The sequence below is a fragment of the Streptomyces sp. B93 genome (assembly GCF_018070565.1).
Classification (GTDB): Bacteria; Actinomycetota; Actinomycetes; order Streptomycetales; family Streptomycetaceae; genus Streptomyces.
Window position 1 is genome coordinate 234,580 of record NZ_JAGPXL010000008.1, and the last position, 18,824, is coordinate 253,403.

Annotated in this window: 15 protein-coding genes and 1 pseudogene; 8 read left to right on the top strand and 8 right to left on the bottom strand. The window is 70.7% G+C overall.

All coding sequences use genetic code 11. The features are described 5' to 3' along the window. Positions 1-781: 781 nt before the first annotated feature. Genes KBY47_RS11045 through KBY47_RS11055 form a run of 3 tightly spaced genes read right to left on the bottom strand, consistent with a single transcriptional unit; the run spans position 782 to position 4,665 of the window. Entirely contained in the window at positions 782-2,761 is a 1,980-nt protein-coding gene (locus KBY47_RS11045; protein WP_210920840.1) for a hypothetical protein, read from the bottom strand. Beyond that, positions 2,758-3,921 (bottom strand): 5'-methylthioadenosine/S-adenosylhomocysteine nucleosidase, encoded by a 1,164-nt coding sequence (locus KBY47_RS11050; protein ID WP_210920841.1) that lies wholly within the window; start codon positions 3,919-3,921, stop codon positions 2,758-2,760. Before KBY47_RS11050 ends, KBY47_RS11045 begins: the two co-directional genes overlap by 4 nt. Then, positions 3,922-4,665 (bottom strand): NUDIX domain-containing protein, encoded by a 744-nt coding sequence (locus KBY47_RS11055; protein ID WP_210920842.1) that lies wholly within the window; start codon positions 4,663-4,665, stop codon positions 3,922-3,924. Positions 4,666-4,920: 255 nt separating this feature from the next. On the opposite strand from KBY47_RS11055, the pseudogene KBY47_RS36425 reads away from it, so the two are divergent. Then, positions 4,921-5,232, top strand: a pseudogene (locus KBY47_RS36425) (Uma2 family endonuclease); the annotation flags it as partial. 11 nt (positions 5,233-5,243) lie between these two features. Here the strand turns inward: KBY47_RS36425 and KBY47_RS11060 are convergent. From KBY47_RS11060 to KBY47_RS11070, 3 genes are read right to left on the bottom strand one after another with little or no spacing between them, the layout of a single operon-like run. After that, on the bottom strand, positions 5,244-5,711 hold the full coding sequence (locus tag KBY47_RS11060; RefSeq protein ID WP_210920843.1) for a type II toxin-antitoxin system VapC family toxin: 468 nt from the start codon (positions 5,709-5,711) through the stop codon (positions 5,244-5,246). Further along, positions 5,701-5,970 (bottom strand): type II toxin-antitoxin system Phd/YefM family antitoxin, encoded by a 270-nt coding sequence (locus KBY47_RS11065; RefSeq protein WP_210920844.1) that lies wholly within the window; start codon positions 5,968-5,970, stop codon positions 5,701-5,703. Before KBY47_RS11065 ends, KBY47_RS11060 begins: the two co-directional genes overlap by 11 nt. A gap of 51 nt (positions 5,971-6,021) precedes the next feature. Next, complete coding sequence (locus KBY47_RS11070) at positions 6,022-8,082, bottom strand: SpoIIE family protein phosphatase (protein WP_210920845.1); 2,061 nt, start codon at positions 8,080-8,082, stop codon at positions 6,022-6,024. 269 nt (positions 8,083-8,351) lie between these two features. On the opposite strand from KBY47_RS11070, the gene KBY47_RS11075 reads away from it, so the two are divergent. Together KBY47_RS11075 and KBY47_RS11080 are read left to right on the top strand one after the other, a co-directional pair. Then, positions 8,352-9,983 (top strand): MFS transporter, encoded by a 1,632-nt coding sequence (locus KBY47_RS11075; RefSeq protein WP_210920846.1) that lies wholly within the window; start codon positions 8,352-8,354, stop codon positions 9,981-9,983. A 24-nt stretch (positions 9,984-10,007) separates the two neighbouring features. Continuing rightward, positions 10,008-10,559 carry a hypothetical protein gene (locus KBY47_RS11080; protein ID WP_210920847.1) on the top strand — a complete coding sequence of 184 codons (552 nt, stop codon included), beginning with the start codon at positions 10,008-10,010 and terminating at the stop codon, positions 10,557-10,559. 31 nt (positions 10,560-10,590) lie between these two features. Here KBY47_RS11080 and KBY47_RS11085 read toward each other — a convergent pair whose 3' ends face one another. Then, entirely contained in the window at positions 10,591-12,000 is a 1,410-nt protein-coding gene (locus KBY47_RS11085) for a DUF2252 domain-containing protein (RefSeq protein WP_210920848.1), read from the bottom strand. 176 nt (positions 12,001-12,176) lie between these two features. Between KBY47_RS11085 and KBY47_RS11090 the strand changes: the two genes are divergently transcribed. Continuing rightward, positions 12,177-12,857, top strand: coding sequence for an HdeD family acid-resistance protein (locus tag KBY47_RS11090; protein WP_210920849.1), 681 nt, complete (start codon positions 12,177-12,179; stop codon positions 12,855-12,857). A 68-nt stretch (positions 12,858-12,925) separates the two neighbouring features. After that, on the top strand, positions 12,926-14,212 hold the full coding sequence (locus KBY47_RS11095; protein WP_210920870.1) for a hypothetical protein: 1,287 nt from the start codon (positions 12,926-12,928) through the stop codon (positions 14,210-14,212). A 153-nt stretch (positions 14,213-14,365) separates the two neighbouring features. On the opposite strand, the gene KBY47_RS11100 is transcribed toward KBY47_RS11095, so the two are convergent. Then, complete coding sequence (locus tag KBY47_RS11100) at positions 14,366-16,039, bottom strand: cellulase family glycosylhydrolase (protein WP_210920871.1); 1,674 nt, start codon at positions 16,037-16,039, stop codon at positions 14,366-14,368. Positions 16,040-16,381: 342 nt separating this feature from the next. On the opposite strand from KBY47_RS11100, the gene tgmA reads away from it, so the two are divergent. From tgmA to KBY47_RS11115, 3 genes are all read left to right on the top strand, one after another. Then, on the top strand, positions 16,382-16,573 hold the full coding sequence (tgmA, locus tag KBY47_RS11105; protein WP_308405120.1) for a putative ATP-grasp-modified RiPP: 192 nt from the start codon (positions 16,382-16,384) through the stop codon (positions 16,571-16,573). A 14-nt stretch (positions 16,574-16,587) separates the two neighbouring features. Further along, on the top strand, positions 16,588-17,529 hold the full coding sequence (tgmB, locus tag KBY47_RS11110; RefSeq protein WP_210920851.1) for an ATP-grasp ribosomal peptide maturase: 942 nt from the start codon (positions 16,588-16,590) through the stop codon (positions 17,527-17,529). A gap of 245 nt (positions 17,530-17,774) precedes the next feature. Beyond that, the gene (locus tag KBY47_RS11115; RefSeq protein WP_210920852.1) at positions 17,775-18,260 is read left to right on the top strand and encodes a hypothetical protein; all 486 of its coding nucleotides are present in this window, start codon (positions 17,775-17,777) and stop codon (positions 18,258-18,260) included. Positions 18,261-18,824 lie beyond the last annotated feature (564 nt).

An 18,824-nucleotide genomic window follows, 5' to 3' on the forward strand; every position in this document is an offset into this window, starting at 1 on the left:
AACCCACCTCGCGGGCCAGGGCCCCAGCAGCCCATTGTTCGCCGTCCCCACCTGCACAGTGACCATCGACATGCCACATCCGCATCACTTGGTCCATCCGCTTAGCCTCCTACCGAGTTACAGCTTCCTCACTGGTGTCTTTTTCAAGGCGGCTCGCTCCGCCTCCCACGCGCGGCCCGGCCGACGCCCGGACCGCGCGCGACATCAATCAGCCGCTTGCCGTAAGAGAAGGGGTACGCACTCTCGTCAGCCACCTGGGCGCCGACATCCGGGATACGTACTACCGGCCCGCGTACGACGCAGCCGCGAACGTCTGTTCCGGCATCTTCGACACGATCCCTGTAGACCTCCACGACGTCGTACACGAGGCGGTCATGGCTGGATACGCGGCCGCGCTGAGCGACCCTGGAGGACGGCAAGCTAGACGACCAGGTTCGAGTGCGGGCCGAGATCATCGAGTGAGACCCACGCGGAGGGCCGTCGCAGCTGCCAACCCAGTACTGCCAAGGCGAGTGTCTGCACGGAGCCTGTCTGCTCTAAACGGTGACCGCCAGGGCTGCGGTGGGTTCGGCGAGGTGAAGTAGATCAGGTTGTCGCGGAACCCTGTCCGGGTTTCTGCTCCTCCTTGATGCGGTCCTATTCCGCCAGCAGTGGTCTACTCCCGGTGACGTCTTCTGGGGCGGCCATGGCCGTTCCACAGCTCGGGTCCCAACTGGGCTGGTGAGCGGGCGGGCAGGTCTCCGGCGCTCCGGCCCCTGCCCGCCCTGAACACCCAGAAGACTCAGTCGGCAACACGGAAACGCGGCAGGTTGTTGGGGTTGTTTCGTTCGATCCAACCCTTGCCGTCCGCCGCGATTCCCTCCAGAAGATGGAAGGTGTGGGCGAAACCCGCCGAAGTGAGGTTGATTTTAGCGATTTCCTCGGCATCTTCGCCGGGTGCCAATTGATGGGTGTCGGCGTCTTTGACACGAATATCCCTGACCGGCCCATTGGTGAGGATGAGCTCCAGGTCGTAGCCGACATCGACGCGTTCCGTGACCTGCACGGAAGAAAACGCATCGAACCGGTAGTTGCTTCGCTGCACTTTCTCGCGTCTTGCGTCGGCGAAATTAAACTCCGTGCTAATTTCACGAACGCCGTCCTGCGTGACCAGGAAAAGACGGAAGTTGTAGCGCGAGTATCGCCAAGGACCGCCCTTCACGCGCCCTCGCTTGTAAGGGCTTGCGGGTGTCATCAGGATGGCGTGGGTGATCAGGTCGCGCCAGGTCAGCTGGTGGTGACGGAGTGCTTCGTCGACGAACAGCGTCTTGTCACAGGTGAGCCAGGTCTCCATCTCCAGCTCGCTGGGTCGCGTGCTGTCCAGGAACGACTTCCAGTTCTGGTACGCGACTTGTCGCGCGGTCAACTGCTCTTGGTACACCTGGGTTTCCTCGGCCATTCGGCGCTCTTCGCCTCGGGCCTCCAGCCACGAGAAAGCGGCCGCGCGTCCGGACCAGACCGCACCGACTACGGCCAGGACAGCCAGCAGCATCGACTCGCCGGCACCTGAGGCCACTGTTCCGAGCAGGGCCAGTGTGGTGATGCCGAGAGCGATGAGGGCAATGACGCACACCCCCTGCGCCACCCCCGCCGTCTGGTTCTGGTGGCGTTGATCGAACAGAGTTCCTCTGTTGTGGCGTTCTCGGGCATCCTCGGCGAGATAGCGTATCAGCCAATTGACCCGGTCCACGCTGATTCGGCTCTCGCGGTACAGAAGCGCGATCTCGGCGACAAGGCTGTTACGGATGTGGACGGTATAACCGAGCCATTCCTGCGGGGCGAATCCGTGGGGTGTCCGGACACTGAAGTAATGGTCGAAGGAATGACGGACACGGTTGGTGAACCCGTCCACGGGAGAAGCGGGATCGCGCGGGTGCGGGACGTAGGGCTGAGGGTTCTTCGCTTTCAGCTGATGTTCCTGATACCACCATTGGCTGCCGAAGTGACCCGCGGTCAGGCCCGCACCGAGCGCCACCAGTAACTCGATGACTGCCGCAACCGGATTCGCGACCAGCGCCAGTATCCAGAGGAATGCGCTGCTGACGGCGAACAGGCCGGCTCGGACCGGGAGGGCTGCCCGGGCGGCAGCAGCGGTACTCGGACGGGGCGGCAGGGCTCGTGCCCCGATCGGGTCGGGCTCAAAATAGGCCCAGACCCGTTTGACCCGGTCGTTGGCGAAGCGATCCGTCTCGGCCCGCTCGCGGTTCTCGGCCCACAGGGCGTCCTTCAGTCCTCCGGTGAGTACGAGGTCGAAGTGGCGGAGAATCGCGTCACGCCGACGAGGTGAAAGGGCCCGCAACCGCTCCAGTACGCGTCTTGTCTCGCCGTCCGCGGTACTGAGCATCGCCAGCAGTTCGAATGCGATGCGCAGAGCGTCTTTCCACTCTCCGTCTGCGTAATTCCGTACGAGCCCGGAGGCATGGTGCAGCCGCTGGAGTTCTTCGGTGCTGAGGTCGTGGTAGGCGCGTCCACTGAGCATGGCGAGTACCCAGTAGAAACGGACCTCCGCGTTGTCGTATCCGTGGGCGATCGCGTCACTGATCATGTCGCGAGCACGGCTGGGGATGCCATCCTCAAGAAACCGCACACCGACGCTGCACTTTTCCTGAGGCGACGCATCAGGATGGACGAAGTACACGTTGGAATTATGTACGGTCTCGGCCTGGATTCCGACTGTGGAATGGCTGGCCCAATTGTGCGTGACACCGCTGCCGTCGATCATGATAAGTCACCCGCCGCGACAACCAGTGGTGCCAGCCTGGTCACCAGCTCGGGAGCCTCTGCGATCAGGCCCCGTAATCTCTTGAGTGCCATGGTCGCCCCCTTGGGCGATTCGGCGGTGTTCTCCCTTGCGGCCCGGCGGGCAATGCCCAGCTCGGCCAGTGCTTCTCGGTAGGTGTCGTCGTCGAGGGCTCCCTCGGCGTGGTGACGCTTCAGGTACTCACGAAAACCGTCCAGTTCCGCGACCAGGTCCGCCGCGCTGGTCACCTTCGGGTCCACGTTCACGTAGACGCTGCTCTCTTTGACTGAGCCGGCCATGATGCCAACGGTGCTGTTACGGGCAGTGTTGCTGACGTGCCCTTTGTGTCTGTCGGCCGTACAGGCCCTGTCTGCCAGGGACATCGCGATCTCCTCCTGCTCTCCCACCAGTTCCACGGCCAGTCGGGTGGCGAATGCCGCCGCGTTCGCCGCGGCCCGTGGTTGCCAGTTGCGGTCCTTCGCACTGCTCTTCGTACCGTCCGCCCGGTCGCTGATTCCCCGAATAATGGCCACCGGTGCCCCGTTGAGATGACCGGCTTGCGCCACACCGGCGGCCTCCATCTCGATCGCGAGCGCGTCGTTGTAGTGCTGCCGGATCCACCGCGCCTCGGTCGAGATCGTCGAGTTCTGTACGACCTCGCCTGCGGCGATCGCGCCGAAGCGCACCTGCGGCGCGCGCCCATGACCGGGCGTGTCATCAGCCCAGTCGTTCATGCGAGCCAGATGCGAGCCGAGCTGGCTGATACCGTGCGCCGCCTCCCACACCCGGGGACGGGCCTTGAGCCCGTCGTCCTCGCTGGTTCCGCCGTGGTAGGCGTACACGTGCGTCGCCATCACCACGTCACCCAGCCGGGCGGTATCCCACAGGGCACCGGCGACGCCCACGAAGAACACGGCCACCGGGGAAAACTCCTGTATCGCGCGCTCGGCGATCACTGCGGCGGAATGATTCCCTTTGTTCGTCAGACCGAGCGCGACACGACATGAAGTGCCTTGCACATTTCCCACCTCGAACCGCGTCCCGCGCTCATGACGGTAAACCTGCAGATCGGCCAGTTTCCGACGCACGGCCTGGTACTCCAGATTGAGGGCGGTAAGAATCACCACCAGGTCTTTCGACAACTATTTCCCTTCCTCTCTTGTGTCCTCTTCCGTCGTGGACGGAACAGGTCGGATCAGTGGTGGGAACAACACCGTATTCGGCCCGGCCCGGTACAGCCGCGCGGGCCGTCCTCCTGTGGTTCTACGTCCGGATCCGGCGGGGATAATGAATCCCTTTACGGCCTGGACTTTCCGGTAGAAATTACGAGTGTCGAGTTCGGTGCCCCAAACCGCCTCGTACACCTGTTGCAACTCGGCTATGGTGAATAGTTCTCCGCAGAATGCCGTGGCCAGTGCCGAGAATTCGAGCTTGGTACGTGCGCGTTCGATTCCGTCCGTAACGATCTGGCGGTGATCGAAGGCCAGTTCCACCTCACCGGACAGGACGGATGCCACGGGTACCCACGCGGCATCCGTGGCATCTGTTCCCGCGACTGGTTCGGGGAGTCCCGGCGCGATTGCCAAGTGGGCCACGGAAACGACTCGTCCTCGTGGATCACGGCCTGCGTCCCCGTAGGTGGCCAACTGTTCAAGATGTACCCGCCCAGCAGCCAGAGCGGTTTCCTCACTCAACTCACGGTGGGCGGCGTCCAAGATCTCCTCACCAGCATGATTGAGGAATCCGCCAGGCAGAGCCAGCATGCCCTGAAAAGGATCTTCGCCCCGCTCCACGAGCAGGAGGCACAGTTGCGCCTCACGCAGTGTCAGGATCACGAGGTCAACCGTCAGCAGCACCGGCGGGGGTGACCACTCGTCAGCTTGCATGCAACTCAAGGTACTTCGATTCCTGTCAGTTTGACAAGAAAGGTGATAAGGAAGCCGTTGGTGCTGTATGGCGGGGCGCTCCGAATGGTCAACTCGTCATCCGCCCCGCAGCCGGGCGCGGACCGATCGCGGCCTGCGGGTTCGGTGTTACCTGGTTGAGTTGGTCCAGTGGTGGTGGAGTGTGGAGCTGGAGGTCGCACGAGAGGGCACTGTCCGCTCCGTCGGGCCCGCAGTGCAGTGACCGGGAGGTGCTTCATGACGGCCGAAATAGTGGCCCCGGCATGGATGCACGAGCAGATCACGGCGGAGGAGTACGAGTCCTGGTCCGAGGGGCAGTGCGCCGGCATCGAGATCGTTGACGGGATGGCCGTCGTGAGTCCGAGTGCATCCAAGCGGCACAACCGGCTGGCCCGGATTGTGGTGAATGCCCTGGATGCCGTCGCGGGCGCGGAGTGGAGCGCCGACACGGACTTTGACGTCCGGCTTCAGGATGTCCCGCTCACCACTCGCCGCCCGGACGATGTCGTGTACCGCGCGGACACAATCAACATCACCCCCGCCGTACCAGTGTCCTTCCGTCAGCCTTCCTGGGGCGCCCTCGGGCGGGTGACCAGTACGACGGTGAGGAGGGCGTCCAGGCCTCTGAAGTCGTCGGGGTTGGTGGTGAAGAGGGGGAGGTCCTCGGCCACGGCGATGGCGGCGATCATCAGGTCTGCCACCCGGCGGCGTGGCTTGCGGCCGGCGCTGATCACCGCGGCGCAGATACGGCCGTAGATCCGGGCCGCCTCGGCGTCGAAGGGGATGGGGTCGAACTCGTTCTCGGCGCGTTGCAGGACGTCGAGCCTGCGGGCGCGTTCGGCGTGTTCGTCGTAGCTGGTCTGTTCGTCGTTGCGACGGACCTCGTGCGGGCCGGCGGATAACTCGGCCAGGGTGATGGCGGTGATCGCCATTTCATCCGGTAGCTCCTCGGGGGCCACCCAGCGGCGCAGAATCATGATGTTGGTGTCGAGGAGGCCCTGCTGATGGGTTGGGCGGTCAGCGGTCATAGGGATCGTCCGCGTAGGTGTCGGCCGTGGCGTCCTGATCGGCGCGGAACCTGTCGAGGTCGATGCCGGGGGCGGTCCTGGACATCGCGGCGAACTCCTGGCGGGAGACGAACCGACGGCGTCGGCGCAGCGGGACGAGCTGGCCGATCGGGTGTCCGTCGCGGGTGACGGTGAACGACTGACCGCCCTGTATGGCATCCATAATCTCTCGGGACCGGCTGCGCAGGTCCCTTTGGGTGATTTCGGGCTGAATGCTCATACTGGCCAAGGTAGCACTGGGTGCTACCTGGTGGCACAGGGCAGCCTGCCTTCAGTGGTCCGGCAGTGTTTGTTCTGTCCAGATTGTCTTGCCGGGGGAGCTGTAGCGGGTGCCCCAGGCTGCTGCCAGTTGGGAGGTGATGAAGAGGCCTCGGCCGCCCTCCTCGGCGGTGCCGGCGTGGTGGAGGTGGGGGGCCGCGTCGCCGTTGTCGCGGACTTCGCAGGTGAGGGTGCGGTCGTGGATGAGGCGGAGTTCGAGAGGGGGGCTGCCGTAGCGGATGGCGTTGGTGACCAGTTCGCTGACGATGAGTTGGGTTTCGTGGGAGGTGTCGTCGTCGATGTGCCAGGCGGTGAGCTGGGCGGCGGTGCGGTGGCGGGCGGTGGCCACCGAGGTGGGGTCCGGGGCCAGTTGCCAGGAGACGCAGCGTTCGGAGGGGAAGGGGCGGGCGCGGGCGACGATGACGGCCGCGTCACCGATGCCGAGGTCCGGGGGGAGGGCGTAGACGAGGGCGTCGCAGAGGTCCTGGAGGGGGCGGTCGGGGGATGTGGGGAGGGGGGTTGAGGTTGCGGAGAGGTACGAGGTGAGGAGGGGGGTGCTCGTGAAGATGAGGACGCTGCCCTCGGGGACTTCGACCTCCGTGGCCGCGAAGGGGGCGTCCCGTGGGGTGCCCAGGCGGGGGCCCGCGGGGGCGGCGGGGACGGTCACGGTGCCGTCGGGATGTACCAGGACGGGGGCGAGGCGGCCGGCCGTGGCGAGGGTGCAGGTGCCGGTCAACGGGTCGTGGACGGCGTACACGCAGTCGGCGCTGAGGGCCTCGCGGCGCAACGGGTCGCCGAGGGGCAGGTTCGCGCGTTCCGCGGCCAGTTGTCCGGCGGTGTCGTGGAGGCGGGCCAGGAGTTCGTCGGGGGGCAGGTCGAACGCCGCCAGGGAGCGTACGGCGGTGCGCAGCTGGCCCATGGCCGCGGCGGCGTTCAGCGCGCGCCCGGCCACCGTGCCGACGACGAGGGCGGTACGGGCGCTGGACAGGGCGATGGTGTCGTACCAGGCTCCAGGGTCGACGCCGGTGACGGAGAGGTAGGCGGCCTCCAGGGAGGTGTGCGTCTCGGGGCTGCGGGGCAGCAGCTGGCGCTGCACGGTCGCGGCGACGGTGTGCTCGCGGGTGTAGCGGCGGGCGTTGTCGACGCAGAGGGCCGTGTGGGCGGCGAGTTCGACCGCGAGTTCCTGGTCGCCGGCGTCGAAGGCGGGAGCCGGTCCGGCGCGGTAGAGGCTGATCAGGCCGATGGCGGTGTCACGCAGCGTCAGGGGTACGACGAGCAGGGAGTGGGCCCGCGACGCCATGATCGCCTGGGCTCGTGCCGGGTCGGCGGACAGCCAGGGGGCGGCGGGGTCCAGCGGCACCACGCGTGGGCGCAGGTCGGTGAGGGCCTGGGTGAAGGGCGTGGGGCCCGGCACGCTGTGCACGTCGCCGACCTGGTGGGCCCGCGGTGCGGTGGCGCTGCCGCTGCGGTAGGCGGTGCGCATCAGCGGGGTGCCCGGCGGCAGGGGAGCCAGCGGCGGGTCGTCGCCACGGATGACCGCGTCCACGACCTCCACGATCGCGGCGTCGGCGAACGCGGGCACCACCGCGGTCACGAACTCCTCGCCGGTCAGCGTCGGGTCCAGGGTGCGGCCCACGCCCGCCCGTACGGCGTCCAGGACCCGGGACCGGGTCCTGGACCGCTCGCGTTCGGTGACGTCGGTCACGGCGACCGCCAGGCCGAGCACCCTGCCGCGCGGGCCGCGCAGCCTGAGCACCGTCGCCTCGAAGTGCCGCGGGTCCCCGTCGAGGCGGGCCCGCAGGACGTACTCCCGCAGGGGTTCGCCGGTCTCCAGGACGCGGGTGAGGAGCGCCTCGACGTCCTCGTCCTCGATCATGTCGTAGACCTCGCGGGCGGGGCGTCCCAGCAGCTGGTCCACGGGCATGCCCTTGGCCCCGGGTGTCGTCGGGTTGATCCGCACCACCCGCAGCTCGGTGTCCAGCAGGTGCAGCCCGATCGGTGACTGCTCGAACAGGGCGTCGAGCATCGGGACCGCTGTCTCGTCCACCAGCCGTAGATCGGCGCTGTGTTTCATAGGGTCGTCCTCCCGCCTCCGCCCCGGGGTCGGCTTCCCGGCGGTGTGGTGGCGCCGACGCGGCTCCGCGCGGATGTGTCTCCAGCGTGCTCCGGGCGACGGGACGCTGCATCCGCGGGGCATCCGCGGGCGCACGCGCGGGGAGCCACGCCAAGCCTTCAGGAGCCCCGGGGCTCCCGAGAGCCCGCGGTCACCCGTGGCGGGGGAGGCGGGAGTCCGTCCCGTCCGGCCATGTTGGGTGCACGCCGCGTGGCGCCGGAGGTGACAGCGTGAAGCACTGGCGGGCCCTGATCGTCCTCGGTACGGCCCAGTTCCTGATGGTGCTGGACACCTCCGTCATGAACGTGTCCATCAGCCAGCTGGTCGAGGACTTCGACACGGAGGTCACCGCCATCCAGGCCGTGATCACCCTGTACGCGCTGGTGATGGCCGCCTTCATGATCATCGGCGGGAGGTTCGGGGACATCCTGGGGCGCCGCCGCGTGTTCACGCTGGGGCTGGTCGTCTACGGCGTCGGATCGGCCCTCACCGCCTCGGCGCCCACCCTGTGGGTGCTCGCGCTGGGCTGGTCCGTCATCGAAGGGCTGGGCGCGGCCCTGGTGCTGCCCGCCATGGCCGCCCTCGTCGCGGAGTCGTACCGCGGACGGGACCGCGCCGTCGCCTACGCGGTGATCGGCGGGCTCGCCGGTGCCGGGATCGCGGTCGGTCCGCTGCTGGGCGGCTGGGTGACGACGTATCTGACCTGGCGGCTGGTCTTCGCCGGTGAGGTCGTGGTCGTCGTGGGCATCCTGCTGGGCCGCCGGGTCGTCGCGGCTGCCGCACCCGCCGGGACGCGCCCCCGGCTGGACGGGGTCGGCGCGCTGCTCTCCGCGACCGGGCTGGCGCTGGGCGTGCTCGGGGTGCTCCAGAGCAGCAGCTGGGGGTGGGTGCAGCCGCGCAACCCGCCCTTCACGGTGCTCGGCTTCGCGCCGACGCTGTTCGTCATCGGCGCGGGCGTGGCCGTCCTGGCCGTCTTCCGTTGGTGGGAGCGGCGGCGGGAGACCGCGGGCGCCGACCCCCTCGTCCATCTGTCCCTGCTACGACGGCCCGTGCTGCGGTCCGGCCTGGCGACCCTGCTGAGCCAGAACCTCATCCTCCTCGGACTGTTCTTCACCATCCCGCTGTACTTGCAGGTCGTGCAGGGGTTCGACGCCTTCGAGACGGGGCTGCGGCTGCTGCCGGTGTCCGCGACGATGCTGGTGACCTCCCTGTGCGGGTCCGCGCTGGGGCGGGTCGCGGGGCCGCGGCGGGTGGTGCGGCTGGCCCTGCTGATCCTGGTCGGGGCCGTGGTGTGGCTGCTGGCGACCATCGACCCCGTCTTCGACGACGGGCAGTTCGCCGGGGCCATGGCCGTGCTGGGCGTGGGCGTCGGCCTGCTCGCCTCGCAGCTCGGCAACGTCGTCCAGTCCGGCGTCGGCCAGGCGGAACGCAGCGAGGCCGGAGGGCTCCAGTTCACCGCGCAGAACCTGGGCTCGGCGCTGGGCACCGCCCTGATCGGGTCGATCCTCATCGGCGCGCTGGTGCAGGCCTTCACCAGCCAGGTGGCGGACGACCCGCAGCTGTCGCAGGAGACCCGCGACGCCGTCGGCGTCTCCCTCCAGGCCGGGGTCTCCTTCGTCCCCACCGACCAGGTGCGCTCGGCGGCGGAGCGCGAAGGGCTGCCGCCGCCGCAGGTCGACGCCCTCACGGACTCCTACGCCGACGCGCAGCTGGACGGCCTCAAGGCGGCGATCCTCGCCACCGGCGGCGTCGTGCTCGCCAGCTTCCTGGTCACCCGGCACCTGCCGACCGGCCGGGAGGAACCGGAACGGGAACAGGAACGGGAGCCGGAGCCGGAACCGGAGCCGGAACCGGAGCACTGAGCCAACGTCCGAAGGGAGCCCCCCGTGTCGACCCCCAGCGACGACCCCCGGACCCGGGCCAGGCGTCCGACCCGGGCCGAACGCCGCACCCAGGCCGAACGCCGCACCCGGGCGGCGGACTACACCGGCGGCGTCTACGGATCCCTGCTCGCGGCGTCCGTGGTCCTCGGCGCCGGGTCACTGGGCGAGTTCCCGCGCACGGAGCTGGTGCTGCTGCTGTTGCTCACCGGGCTGCTGTTCTGGATCGCACATGTGCACGCCAACCTGTTCGGGGCACGGCTGGCGAAGGAGGGCCTGGACCGCCGGGTCGTGCTGCACGTGTGCCGCGAGGAGTGGCCCATCTTCAAGGCCGCCGTCCCGCCCGCCGTCGCCGTCGCCGTCAGCCCGCTCCTCGGTCTCGACGTGTCCGGTGCCCTCTGGCTGGCGCTGTCCGTCGCCGTCGCCGGTCAGGTCGGCTGGTCCGTGGCCGCGGCCGTCAGCGCCGGTGCCTCCCGGCGGCTGCTGGCCGCCACCGCGTCCGTCAACCTGCTGCTGGGCCTGCTGATCATCGGCCTCAAGATCGCCCTCAAGGAATGACCACGCCCCCCCCACCCGGCCACCCCGCGCCTCAGCGCCGCTCAGCCCTGATCCGGCCCGAGCGGTGCGCCGCCCCCAGCGCCTCGAAGTCACGCTCGTTCTGGTCGGCGTAGGACTGGGCGAACTCGGTGAGCGCGCGGTCGAAGCGGTCGCTGCCGCCCAGGTAGGCGGCGATGGCGAGGGGATCGCCGGAGCGGGCGTGGGCGCGCGCGAGGCACGCCCCGCACAACCGGCCGAACAGGGCGAGCAGCTCCGGCCCCATGGTCTCCGGGCGGGCGATGCCCTTCCAGTCCCACAGCTGGCGGACGTAGAAGTCGCGGGGCTGCCCGTCGAGGCCGGTGACATGGGTCCAGCCCAGGAAGATGTCGCTGGTCGTCTGGATCAGGCGCTGTCCGGACACCACCCGGCGGCCCTGGTTGTCGTAGCGGTCGCCTCCGGTGTGCGCGGCCAGCACCGACTCCTGGGCCTCCTTGGCCTGCAACAGCAGCGGATCGTCGTCGTCGCGGCCGAGCAGCAGCAGGATCCAGCAGCGGGTGCCGACACTGCCGACGCCGACCACCTTGCGGGCGATGTCCACCAGCCGGTAGTGCCGCAGCAGGTGCCTGCGTTCCGACGGCAGGGTGCGCGCGTAACCGCCCACCAGGCCGCGCAGCTCCCGCTCCCGGTCGGCCTCGGACGGGTCGGACCGCAGCCGGTCGAGCGGCGTGACCAGCGGCGGGTCAGGGGTGATGCGCCGCCCGTCGGCCGTGACCCGGGTGAGCTTGGCGTAGGCCTTGAGATGGGTGCGCGTACGGGCCCGCTCCGCCGCCCGGGAGACACGGTGCCTGGCGTCCTCGTCCATCGAGGACGCCAGCAGCTGCCGCAGCCCGGCGACGTCGTCCTGCGCGTACCAGACGTCCAGGGTGCCCATGGCCGACAGCTCACGCATCCGCTCCCGGTACGCCCGTACGCAGGTCCGCACGATGCGGTTCTGCTCCCGGACCGGGAAGCCGTTCGCGCGGGCCGCGGTCACCAGACCGGCGGCCAGCCGCTTCACGTCCCACTCGAACGGGCCCGGCAGGGTCTCGTCGAAGTCGTTGATGTCGAAGACCAGACGGCGCTCCGGGGAGGCCAGCAGCCGGAAGTTCAGCGGGTGGGCGTCCCCGCAGAGCTGCACCTGGAGGCCGGTGCCGGGCAGCGGCGCCAGGTCCGCCGCCATGATCGCGGCGGCGCCGCGGTAGAAGCGGAACGGCGACTCCAGCATGCGGCCGTACCGGATCGGCACCAGCTCCGGTACGCGATCGGCCGACTGGGCCTCGATCACGTCCACGGGGTCGAACCGCTGCTCCGCGGTCTCGTACCAGCCGTGGCTCGAACGCGGCGCCCGCCGGCGCGCTCCCCTGCCGTACGCCACGCGCTCGGCGGGTGTCAGGGACGCGGTGAAAGCACTGGGGACGGTCATGGTCGGTCCGCTCGTCTCGGCGTCTGCGGGGTTCCAGCCCACCGCGCCGACGACGGCGACGGATCACCCGTGGTGGGTGACCCCAGCGCCCGGCCCCCGCGTGACTCTGGACCTGCGCCCGGTCCACGGACCTGGGTCCATTCGCCCTCTCACGCTCGATCACGCGAGGAGAACCCATGACCATGCCGCGTGGTCCGGCACCGCACACCGGACGGGAACACGAACCCGAACCCAGGCCCGAACGCAGGCCCGGACCCGCCGGGTACGACCCCGAATCCGCCGCCTCCGCGCTCGCCCGCCTCGGCCGTTCCTGGACCTGGCTCCTCGGCTCGGCCGTCGCGACACTGGTGCCGGGCATCCTGGTACTGGTCTGGCCGGACGGCACCCTGCATGTGCTCGCCGTCCTCGTCGGCCTGTACCTGCTGGTCACCGGGGCGTTCCGGTTCGTGGCCGTCTTCGGCCGCGACGAGCCAGGCGAACGGCTCCCCGGACTGCTGCTGGCCGTGCTCTACGTCCTCGCCGGGGTGCTGTGCCTGCGCAACCCGCTCCAGACCGTCGCCGCGCTCTCACTCATCGTCGGCGTGGTCTGGCTGGTGTCCGGCATCCTCACCCTCTACACCGCCGTCGCCGCCAGGGACCTCTACCTGCCGCACCGCGGCGTCGTCATGGGGGCCGCGGCGCTCGGCATCGTGGCCGGGATCGTGGTGCTCGCCCTGCCCCTGGAGTCGGCGCTCGCCCTGACCCGGCTGCTCGGCCTGTGGCTCGTGCTGCTCGGCGTGGCCGAGGCGATCGTCGCCCTCGCCTGGCGGACCGCGCTCCGCAGGGCGGGCCTGACGGGCGCCCGGGACCGCCCGTGACCCCGCCCGTGCCCCCGGACGCGACCCCCGGTCCACCGGACCCCGGCAAAGACCCGGACCGGGTCCACATGATGACCGCCGACGAGCGGGCGGAGTACGAACGCCTGCGGCGGCACGCGACGGTACGGCACCGGCGACTGCGCCAGGCGGGCTCCTCGGTCCTCCTCGTGCTGGCCCTGCTGCTCGCGCCGCTGGCCGTCGTCGCGGCCTGGGTCCAGGAGACGGTCACCGACACCGACCGGTACGTCGAGACCGTGGCGCCGCTGGCCTCCGAGCCCGCCGTGCAGGACGTCGTGATCAACCGGCTCACGGACCGGGTCGTGGAGCACGTGAACGTCGAGGCGGTGACCGACGCGCTCACCCGGGCCCTCCGGGACGCCGGGGCGCCGCCCAGGGTCGTGGAGGGGGCGGAGGCCCTCACGGGTCCGCTGCGCAGCGCCGTCCGGACCGTCGTCGACCGGACCGTCACCCGGGTGGTCACCAGCCAGGTGTTCCAGGAGGCGTGGGAGGACGCCAACCGGCGTTCGCACGCCGCGGTGATCGCCATGCTCACCGGCCACGGCGAGGGGGCCGTGCGCGCCGAGGACGGGGCCGTACGGCTGGACCTCGGCGTGGTCGTGGACGAGGTGCGCAAACGGCTCGTCGCCGCGGGCTTCGACCAGGCGGCCGCCATCCCGGACACCGACCGGACGGTCACGCTGTTCCACGCCGAGGAGCTGAGCCAGGCGCAGGACGGGGTGCGGCTGCTGGACGTCCTCGGTGCCTGGCTGCCCGTCGCGACCGTCGTGCTGGCGGCGCTCGCCGTGTGGATCGCTCCGGCGCACCGGGTGATGCTGGTGATCACCGCGGCGGGTGTCGGCGTGATGATGGTCGTGCTGCTGGTGGCGCTGGCCGTCGCCAGACGCGTCTACCTGGACTCGGTGCCGCCCACGGTGCTGCCCGGTGACGCGGCCGCGGTCATCTACGACACCTTCCTCCGCTTCCTGCGCGACACCACCCGCACGCTGCTGGTCCTCTCGGTGATCACGGCGCTGGCGGCGTACCTGTTCGGCCCGGGCCGCCCCGCGCGCGCCCTGCGCCGGACCGCGGACCGGGGCACGACGGCCGCGGGCCGCGCGCTGAACCGTGCCGGGGCGCCCACCGGGGCCACCGGGCGCTGGCTGGCCGGTCACCGGGCGTGGACCACCGGGGGCGTCCTGGCGGCCGGGGCGCTGGCGCTGCTGCTGTGGAACCGGCCCACGATCGCCGTGGTCGCGCTGGTGCTCGGCGTCGTCCTGGCGGCGCTGGTCGTCCTGGCGGTCGTCGCGGCGGCGGCGGGGCCCCGCGAACGGGCGGCGGACCGGGCGGCGCCCTGAGCACGAACACGCCTCCTGCCCACGGCGGCGTGAGCGGCGGCGCCCGGAGGCCGCCCCCTGTCCTGTTCGTTCAGGTCAGCCCGATCGGGCTGGCCTGACTCCGTTGAGCGGTGCCGTGCCCGCATCCCGGGACAGGGTGACGGCCCCTGAGCGTCAGCTCGCGGTGCAGGTCGTGCCGTTGAGGGTGAACGTGGCCGGGGAGCCGTTGGCGGTGGTGCGGGTACCGGTGAAGCCGAGGGTGACGGCCGAGCCTGCCGGGATCGTCGCCGTGTAGGCGGCGGGTGTGACGGTCACCGTCGCGCCGGACTGAGCGGGGGTGCCGCCCCACATGTTGCTGATGGTCTGGGAGTCGGGGAAGGCGAAGGCGAGGGTCCAGCCGCTCAGCGCGGCCGTGCCGGTGTTGCGGACGGTGAGGTCGGCCTGAAAGCCGCCGGGCCACTCGTTGACCACGCGGTAGGTGACGGCGCAGGACGTGCCGGGGCTGCCGGTGTCCTGGCCGGTGGTGACGGTGACCGTGGCCGAGCGGGGGGAGCGGTTGCCCGCCGCGTCCCGGGCGTAGACGGCCAGGGTGTAGGCCGTGGCCGGGGTGAGACCGGTGAGGGTGACCGTGGGGGTGGCGGAGGAGGCCAGGGCGGTCTCGGTGCCCGCGCCGACGCGGACCACGTCGTAGGCGGTCACGGCAACGTTGTCCGTCGACGCGGCCCAGCTCAGCGTCGCCGAGGTGGCCGTCACCGCGGAGGCCGACGGGGTGCCGGGGGCGGTGGGGGCCTGGGTGTCGCCGGGGTTGCCGGTGCCGTAGACCGTGGCTTCCTCCGACGTCTGGGCGATGCCGTTCGGGCCGTGGAAGATGCGCTCGCCCCAGCTGCTGAGGCGGCTCGGGTCGAAGTCGACGGCGAGGTCGAGAATCGGGTCGGTGTTGCCGCTCCAGGACCAGGCGAGGTAGCCGAGGTCGAGCTGTTCGGCCGCGGCCATCATGGTGTCCTCGTCGGGGTCGCCCCACTGGTCGGCCGGGCCGCCGAACTCGCCGATGAGAATGGGCAGTCGGGCGGCGACGAAGGCGCCCAGGTAGTCGGTGATCTCCTGGGCGGTGTCGAAGACGCTGTACATGTGGATCGAGAAGATCAGGTTGCCGGTGGTGTCGGCGTCGTACACGGTCTGCGCGTTGGCGCGCATGACGCCCTGCCAGTCCTGGCCCCAGTTGGGCGCGTCGACCATGATCGTGTGCTGGAAACCGGCGCCGCGCAGCTTCTGTACGGCGGCGATGGTGGGGGCTGTCCAGCCCGCCGGGTCGGTGTTGCCCCAGGGCTCGTTGCCGATGTTGATGATGACGTAGTCCTCTTCGCCGTCGAGGACGCCCTTGAGGGAGATCCAGTAGTCGGCCGCCCCGTCCAGCGTGCCGGCGGCGGCCTCCTCGCCGTAGCCGGTGGTGTCGTGCACCTCCAGTACGCAGATCAGCCGGTTGGCCTTGCAGTCGGCGACCACGGCGGCGACGTCGGAGGCGCTGTTGCGGGTCCAGCGGTGGCCGTTGGACAGCACGACCCGGACGGTGTTCGCGCCGAGCGCCTTCACGTCGGCCAGGGACTGGGTCTCGCCGGGGTACCAGGTGTGGGCGTGGTTGACGCCGCGCATCACGAAATCGTTGCCGTTGCCTTCGAGCAGACGGCCGTCGGCGATGTGCAGGCCGGTGGCGGCGGCCCCGGCGCCCGGGGGCTCGGCGGCGTGGACGGCGGGGGCGAGGGCGCCGACGAGGAGACCGAGCAGGGCCGTGAGGGCGGTCAGCAGGGTCGCGGGGAGGGGGAGTGCGCTCTTCCGCGTGCGCCGGTCCATACGCCGGGTGCCGAGGTCTGCGGGCCGGGCGCCGAGGTTCATACGCCGGGTGCCGAGGTCCGCGGGCCGGGCGCCGGCTGGGATCTTGCTCCTTCGTGTGCTCATCGCTGCTCCAGGGAGTGGGGGTCGGGAAGGCAGTGCGACGGTTCGACGGGTTCGATGAGAGCGACCCGTGGGAGCGCTCCCATAAAGCCATCGGGTCAGGGACACGTCAACCCTCGCGGTGACACTTTCCACGCCCGGCTCGATGTGTGAGATGTGGGAATCATGAGCACTCGTGGTGCAGTTGATGCAGATGTGATGCACACCGAGCAGTTCCAGCAGACCCCATGGAGGTCTCCCGTGCGGCCGTTCGCCCTCCAGTACGCCTCCCTCGGAAAGCCCACGGACACGGTCGCGCCGTACCGGTTCGACGCGGCACGACAGCTCAACGTGCTGCCCGACGGCCGTCCCGCGATCAGCGACACCGAGCTGCTGCTCACGGCCGGGACGACGACGTCCACCGCCGGTTCGCAGACGCACTTCGACGACTGACGCTCCGTAACCGAATGACCGTACTGATCCTCACGTCCGACGAGGACGTGACCGCCGACATGGTGGTGGCCCGGCTGCACGCCACGGGCACCTCCGTCCTCCGGCTGGACCCGGCCGACCTGCCGGGCAAGGCGACGCTCTCCGTCGAGTACCGCGACGGCGACGTCCACGGGGACCTGTCGGTGCACGGCCGCACCGTGTGCGTCCACGCCCTGCGGTCCGTCTGGATGCGCAGACCCGGGGAACCCGCCGCGCACGCCGCGCACGCGTCGCCCTGGCTGACCGCCGAGACCCGGCAGGCGCTCTTCGGCATGCTGCACTCCTCCCCCGCGCGCTGGATGAACCATCCGCGCAGCGCCGAACAGGCGCGTCTCAAGCCCTGGCAGTTGCGCGTCGCCCACCACAGTGGGTTCGCCGTACCGCCGACCGTCTTCACCACCGCACCGCACATGGCCCGGGAGTTCGCCGAGCAGCACCGGGAAGTGGTGGTGAAGGCCGCCTCCGGTCCCCCGCGCGGCGGACCGGGACCCGAGCTGATGCTGCCGACCACCCTCATCGGCCCCGACGCCGACTTCGCCGCCGTGGCGGCCGGTCCGGCGCTGCTCCAGCGGTACATACCCAAGCGTGCCGACATCCGGCTGACCAGCGTCGGCACCCGGCTGTTCGCCGCGCGCAAGACCGCCGAACCCGACCAGATCGACGGCCGCTACGGCGACACCGGGCACCTCTGGGAGCCGGTCACCGCGCCGGAACGCATCCAGGCGTCGGTGCGCGAGTACGTCACCCGGGCCGGGCTCGCCTACGCCGCCTTCGACTTCGCCGAGGACCTCGACGGGACCTGGTGGTTCCTGGAGTGCAACCAGGGCGGGCAGTTCGGCTTCGTCGAACTGGAGAGCGGGCTGCCGATCTCGGCGGCGGTGGCGCGGTGGCTGGCGGACGGGGACGGGGCGGAGTAGCCGACGGCCGGGGTTGGGTGGCGGGTGGCGGGTGCGGCGGGTGTGGCGGGTGGCGACTGAGGCGGCGGTCGAGCGGCGACCGGGGCGGTCGGCTGAGGACGCTGAGGAGGCGACTGAGGCGGCGGTCGAGCGGCGACCGGGGCGGTCGGCTGAGGACGCTGAGGAGGCGGCTGGGGCGGCGGTTGAGTAGCGGCTGAGTACGTCCGCTCATGTGGGGGTGGCCGGGGCGCGGGCACCCTGGACTCATGACGAATCGGGGAACGCTTCTCACCGCCGCCACCGCGCTCGTGGCCGCCGTACCGGTCGCCGCCTGGGGCCTGATGGGCCAGCAGGACGCCGAGGGCTTCGCGCCCGCCGAACTCGACTACGCCTACCAGCCGCCCGGCGTCTCCGACGGCACCGCCGCCCTCGTGGGGGCCGCCGCCCTGCTCCTCGGCGGCCTCGCCCTGGCCCTCCTGCTGCGGGCCACCCGCACCGGCCGCCTCGACCCGCGCTGGTGGCAGGTGCTCGCCCCGCTGATGGTGACCGGGCTCGTCATCGGCGTCGGCTACCGGGTGCTCACCGCCGGGGTCGTCGGCGCCAACATCGGCGCCGGACTGACCATGCTGTTCGGCGTCCCCGTGGTCGCCTCACTGGTGTCCTGGGCGCTGCTCCGGGGCGCATGGCTGGCCACGCACTCCGGGAACGGCGGCTCCGGCCCGGTGGGCCGGATAGCTCCCCACGGCTCCTGAGCCGGAGCGCGGTCCCTTCCGGGCGCCTCCCGGGCCCTCCTTAGCGACTCCCGCGTGCCTCCCGCGCTCCTGCGCGCCTCCCGGGCCCTCCCGCGCGTCTCGCAGACAACCCCGCCCTTCCCGGGGCCCTTCCGAGCCGCTCCCGCACGCCTCCCACGTCACCCCCGGACCCCTCCCGAGCCCTTCCCGCGGGTGGCGTCCCGCCGAGTGGTGTAGCCATACGGACGCGCCGGTCCGGTTGGCCTGTGATCGGCCGGCCCGGCAGGAGCCCCGCGCTGCTGCGCGAGCCGGTCAGGGCGGCGGGGGCCGCCCGGCCCCAGGGGTGCAGGCCCAAACCCGGTCCGAGGGGTGCAGGGCCAACCCGGCCCCAGGGGTGCATGGCCCAACCCGACCGCGACCTGCCGAGCCGCGAAGGTCCGCCGACTACACCGCTGAGCGGGACGCCGCCTTCCCGCGCATCCCCGGATCACGCCCGCGCACCTCCTGAACCCGTTCCGCGCGCCCCGCGACCACCCCCACCCACCTCCCAGCTCTCTCCCGCGCACCCCCCAGACCACCCCCACC

Excerpts from the sequence above, each read along its gene's own strand:
- KBY47_RS11085 (WP_210920848.1), bottom strand. The coding sequence starts at position 12,000 with ATGACCGTCCCCAGTGCTTTCACCGCGTCCCTGACACCCGCCGAGCGC.
- KBY47_RS11045 (WP_210920840.1), bottom strand. The coding sequence starts at position 2,761 with ATGATCGACGGCAGCGGTGTCACGCACAATTGGGCCAGCCATTCCACA.
- KBY47_RS11070 (WP_210920845.1), bottom strand. The coding sequence starts at position 8,082 with ATGAAACACAGCGCCGATCTACGGCTGGTGGACGAGACAGCGGTCCCG.
- KBY47_RS11100 (WP_210920871.1), bottom strand. The coding sequence starts at position 16,039 with ATGGACCGGCGCACGCGGAAGAGCGCACTCCCCCTCCCCGCGACCCTG.
- KBY47_RS11065 (WP_210920844.1), bottom strand. The coding sequence starts at position 5,970 with ATGAGCATTCAGCCCGAAATCACCCAAAGGGACCTGCGCAGCCGGTCC.
- KBY47_RS11115 (WP_210920852.1), top strand. The coding sequence starts at position 17,775 with ATGACGAATCGGGGAACGCTTCTCACCGCCGCCACCGCGCTCGTGGCC.
- KBY47_RS11095 (WP_210920870.1), top strand. The coding sequence starts at position 12,926 with ATGATGACCGCCGACGAGCGGGCGGAGTACGAACGCCTGCGGCGGCAC.
- KBY47_RS11060 (WP_210920843.1), bottom strand. The coding sequence starts at position 5,711 with ATGACCGCTGACCGCCCAACCCATCAGCAGGGCCTCCTCGACACCAAC.
- tgmB (WP_210920851.1), top strand. The coding sequence starts at position 16,588 with ATGACCGTACTGATCCTCACGTCCGACGAGGACGTGACCGCCGACATG.
- KBY47_RS11055 (WP_210920842.1), bottom strand. The coding sequence starts at position 4,665 with ATGCAAGCTGACGAGTGGTCACCCCCGCCGGTGCTGCTGACGGTTGAC.
- KBY47_RS11090 (WP_210920849.1), top strand. The coding sequence starts at position 12,177 with ATGACCATGCCGCGTGGTCCGGCACCGCACACCGGACGGGAACACGAA.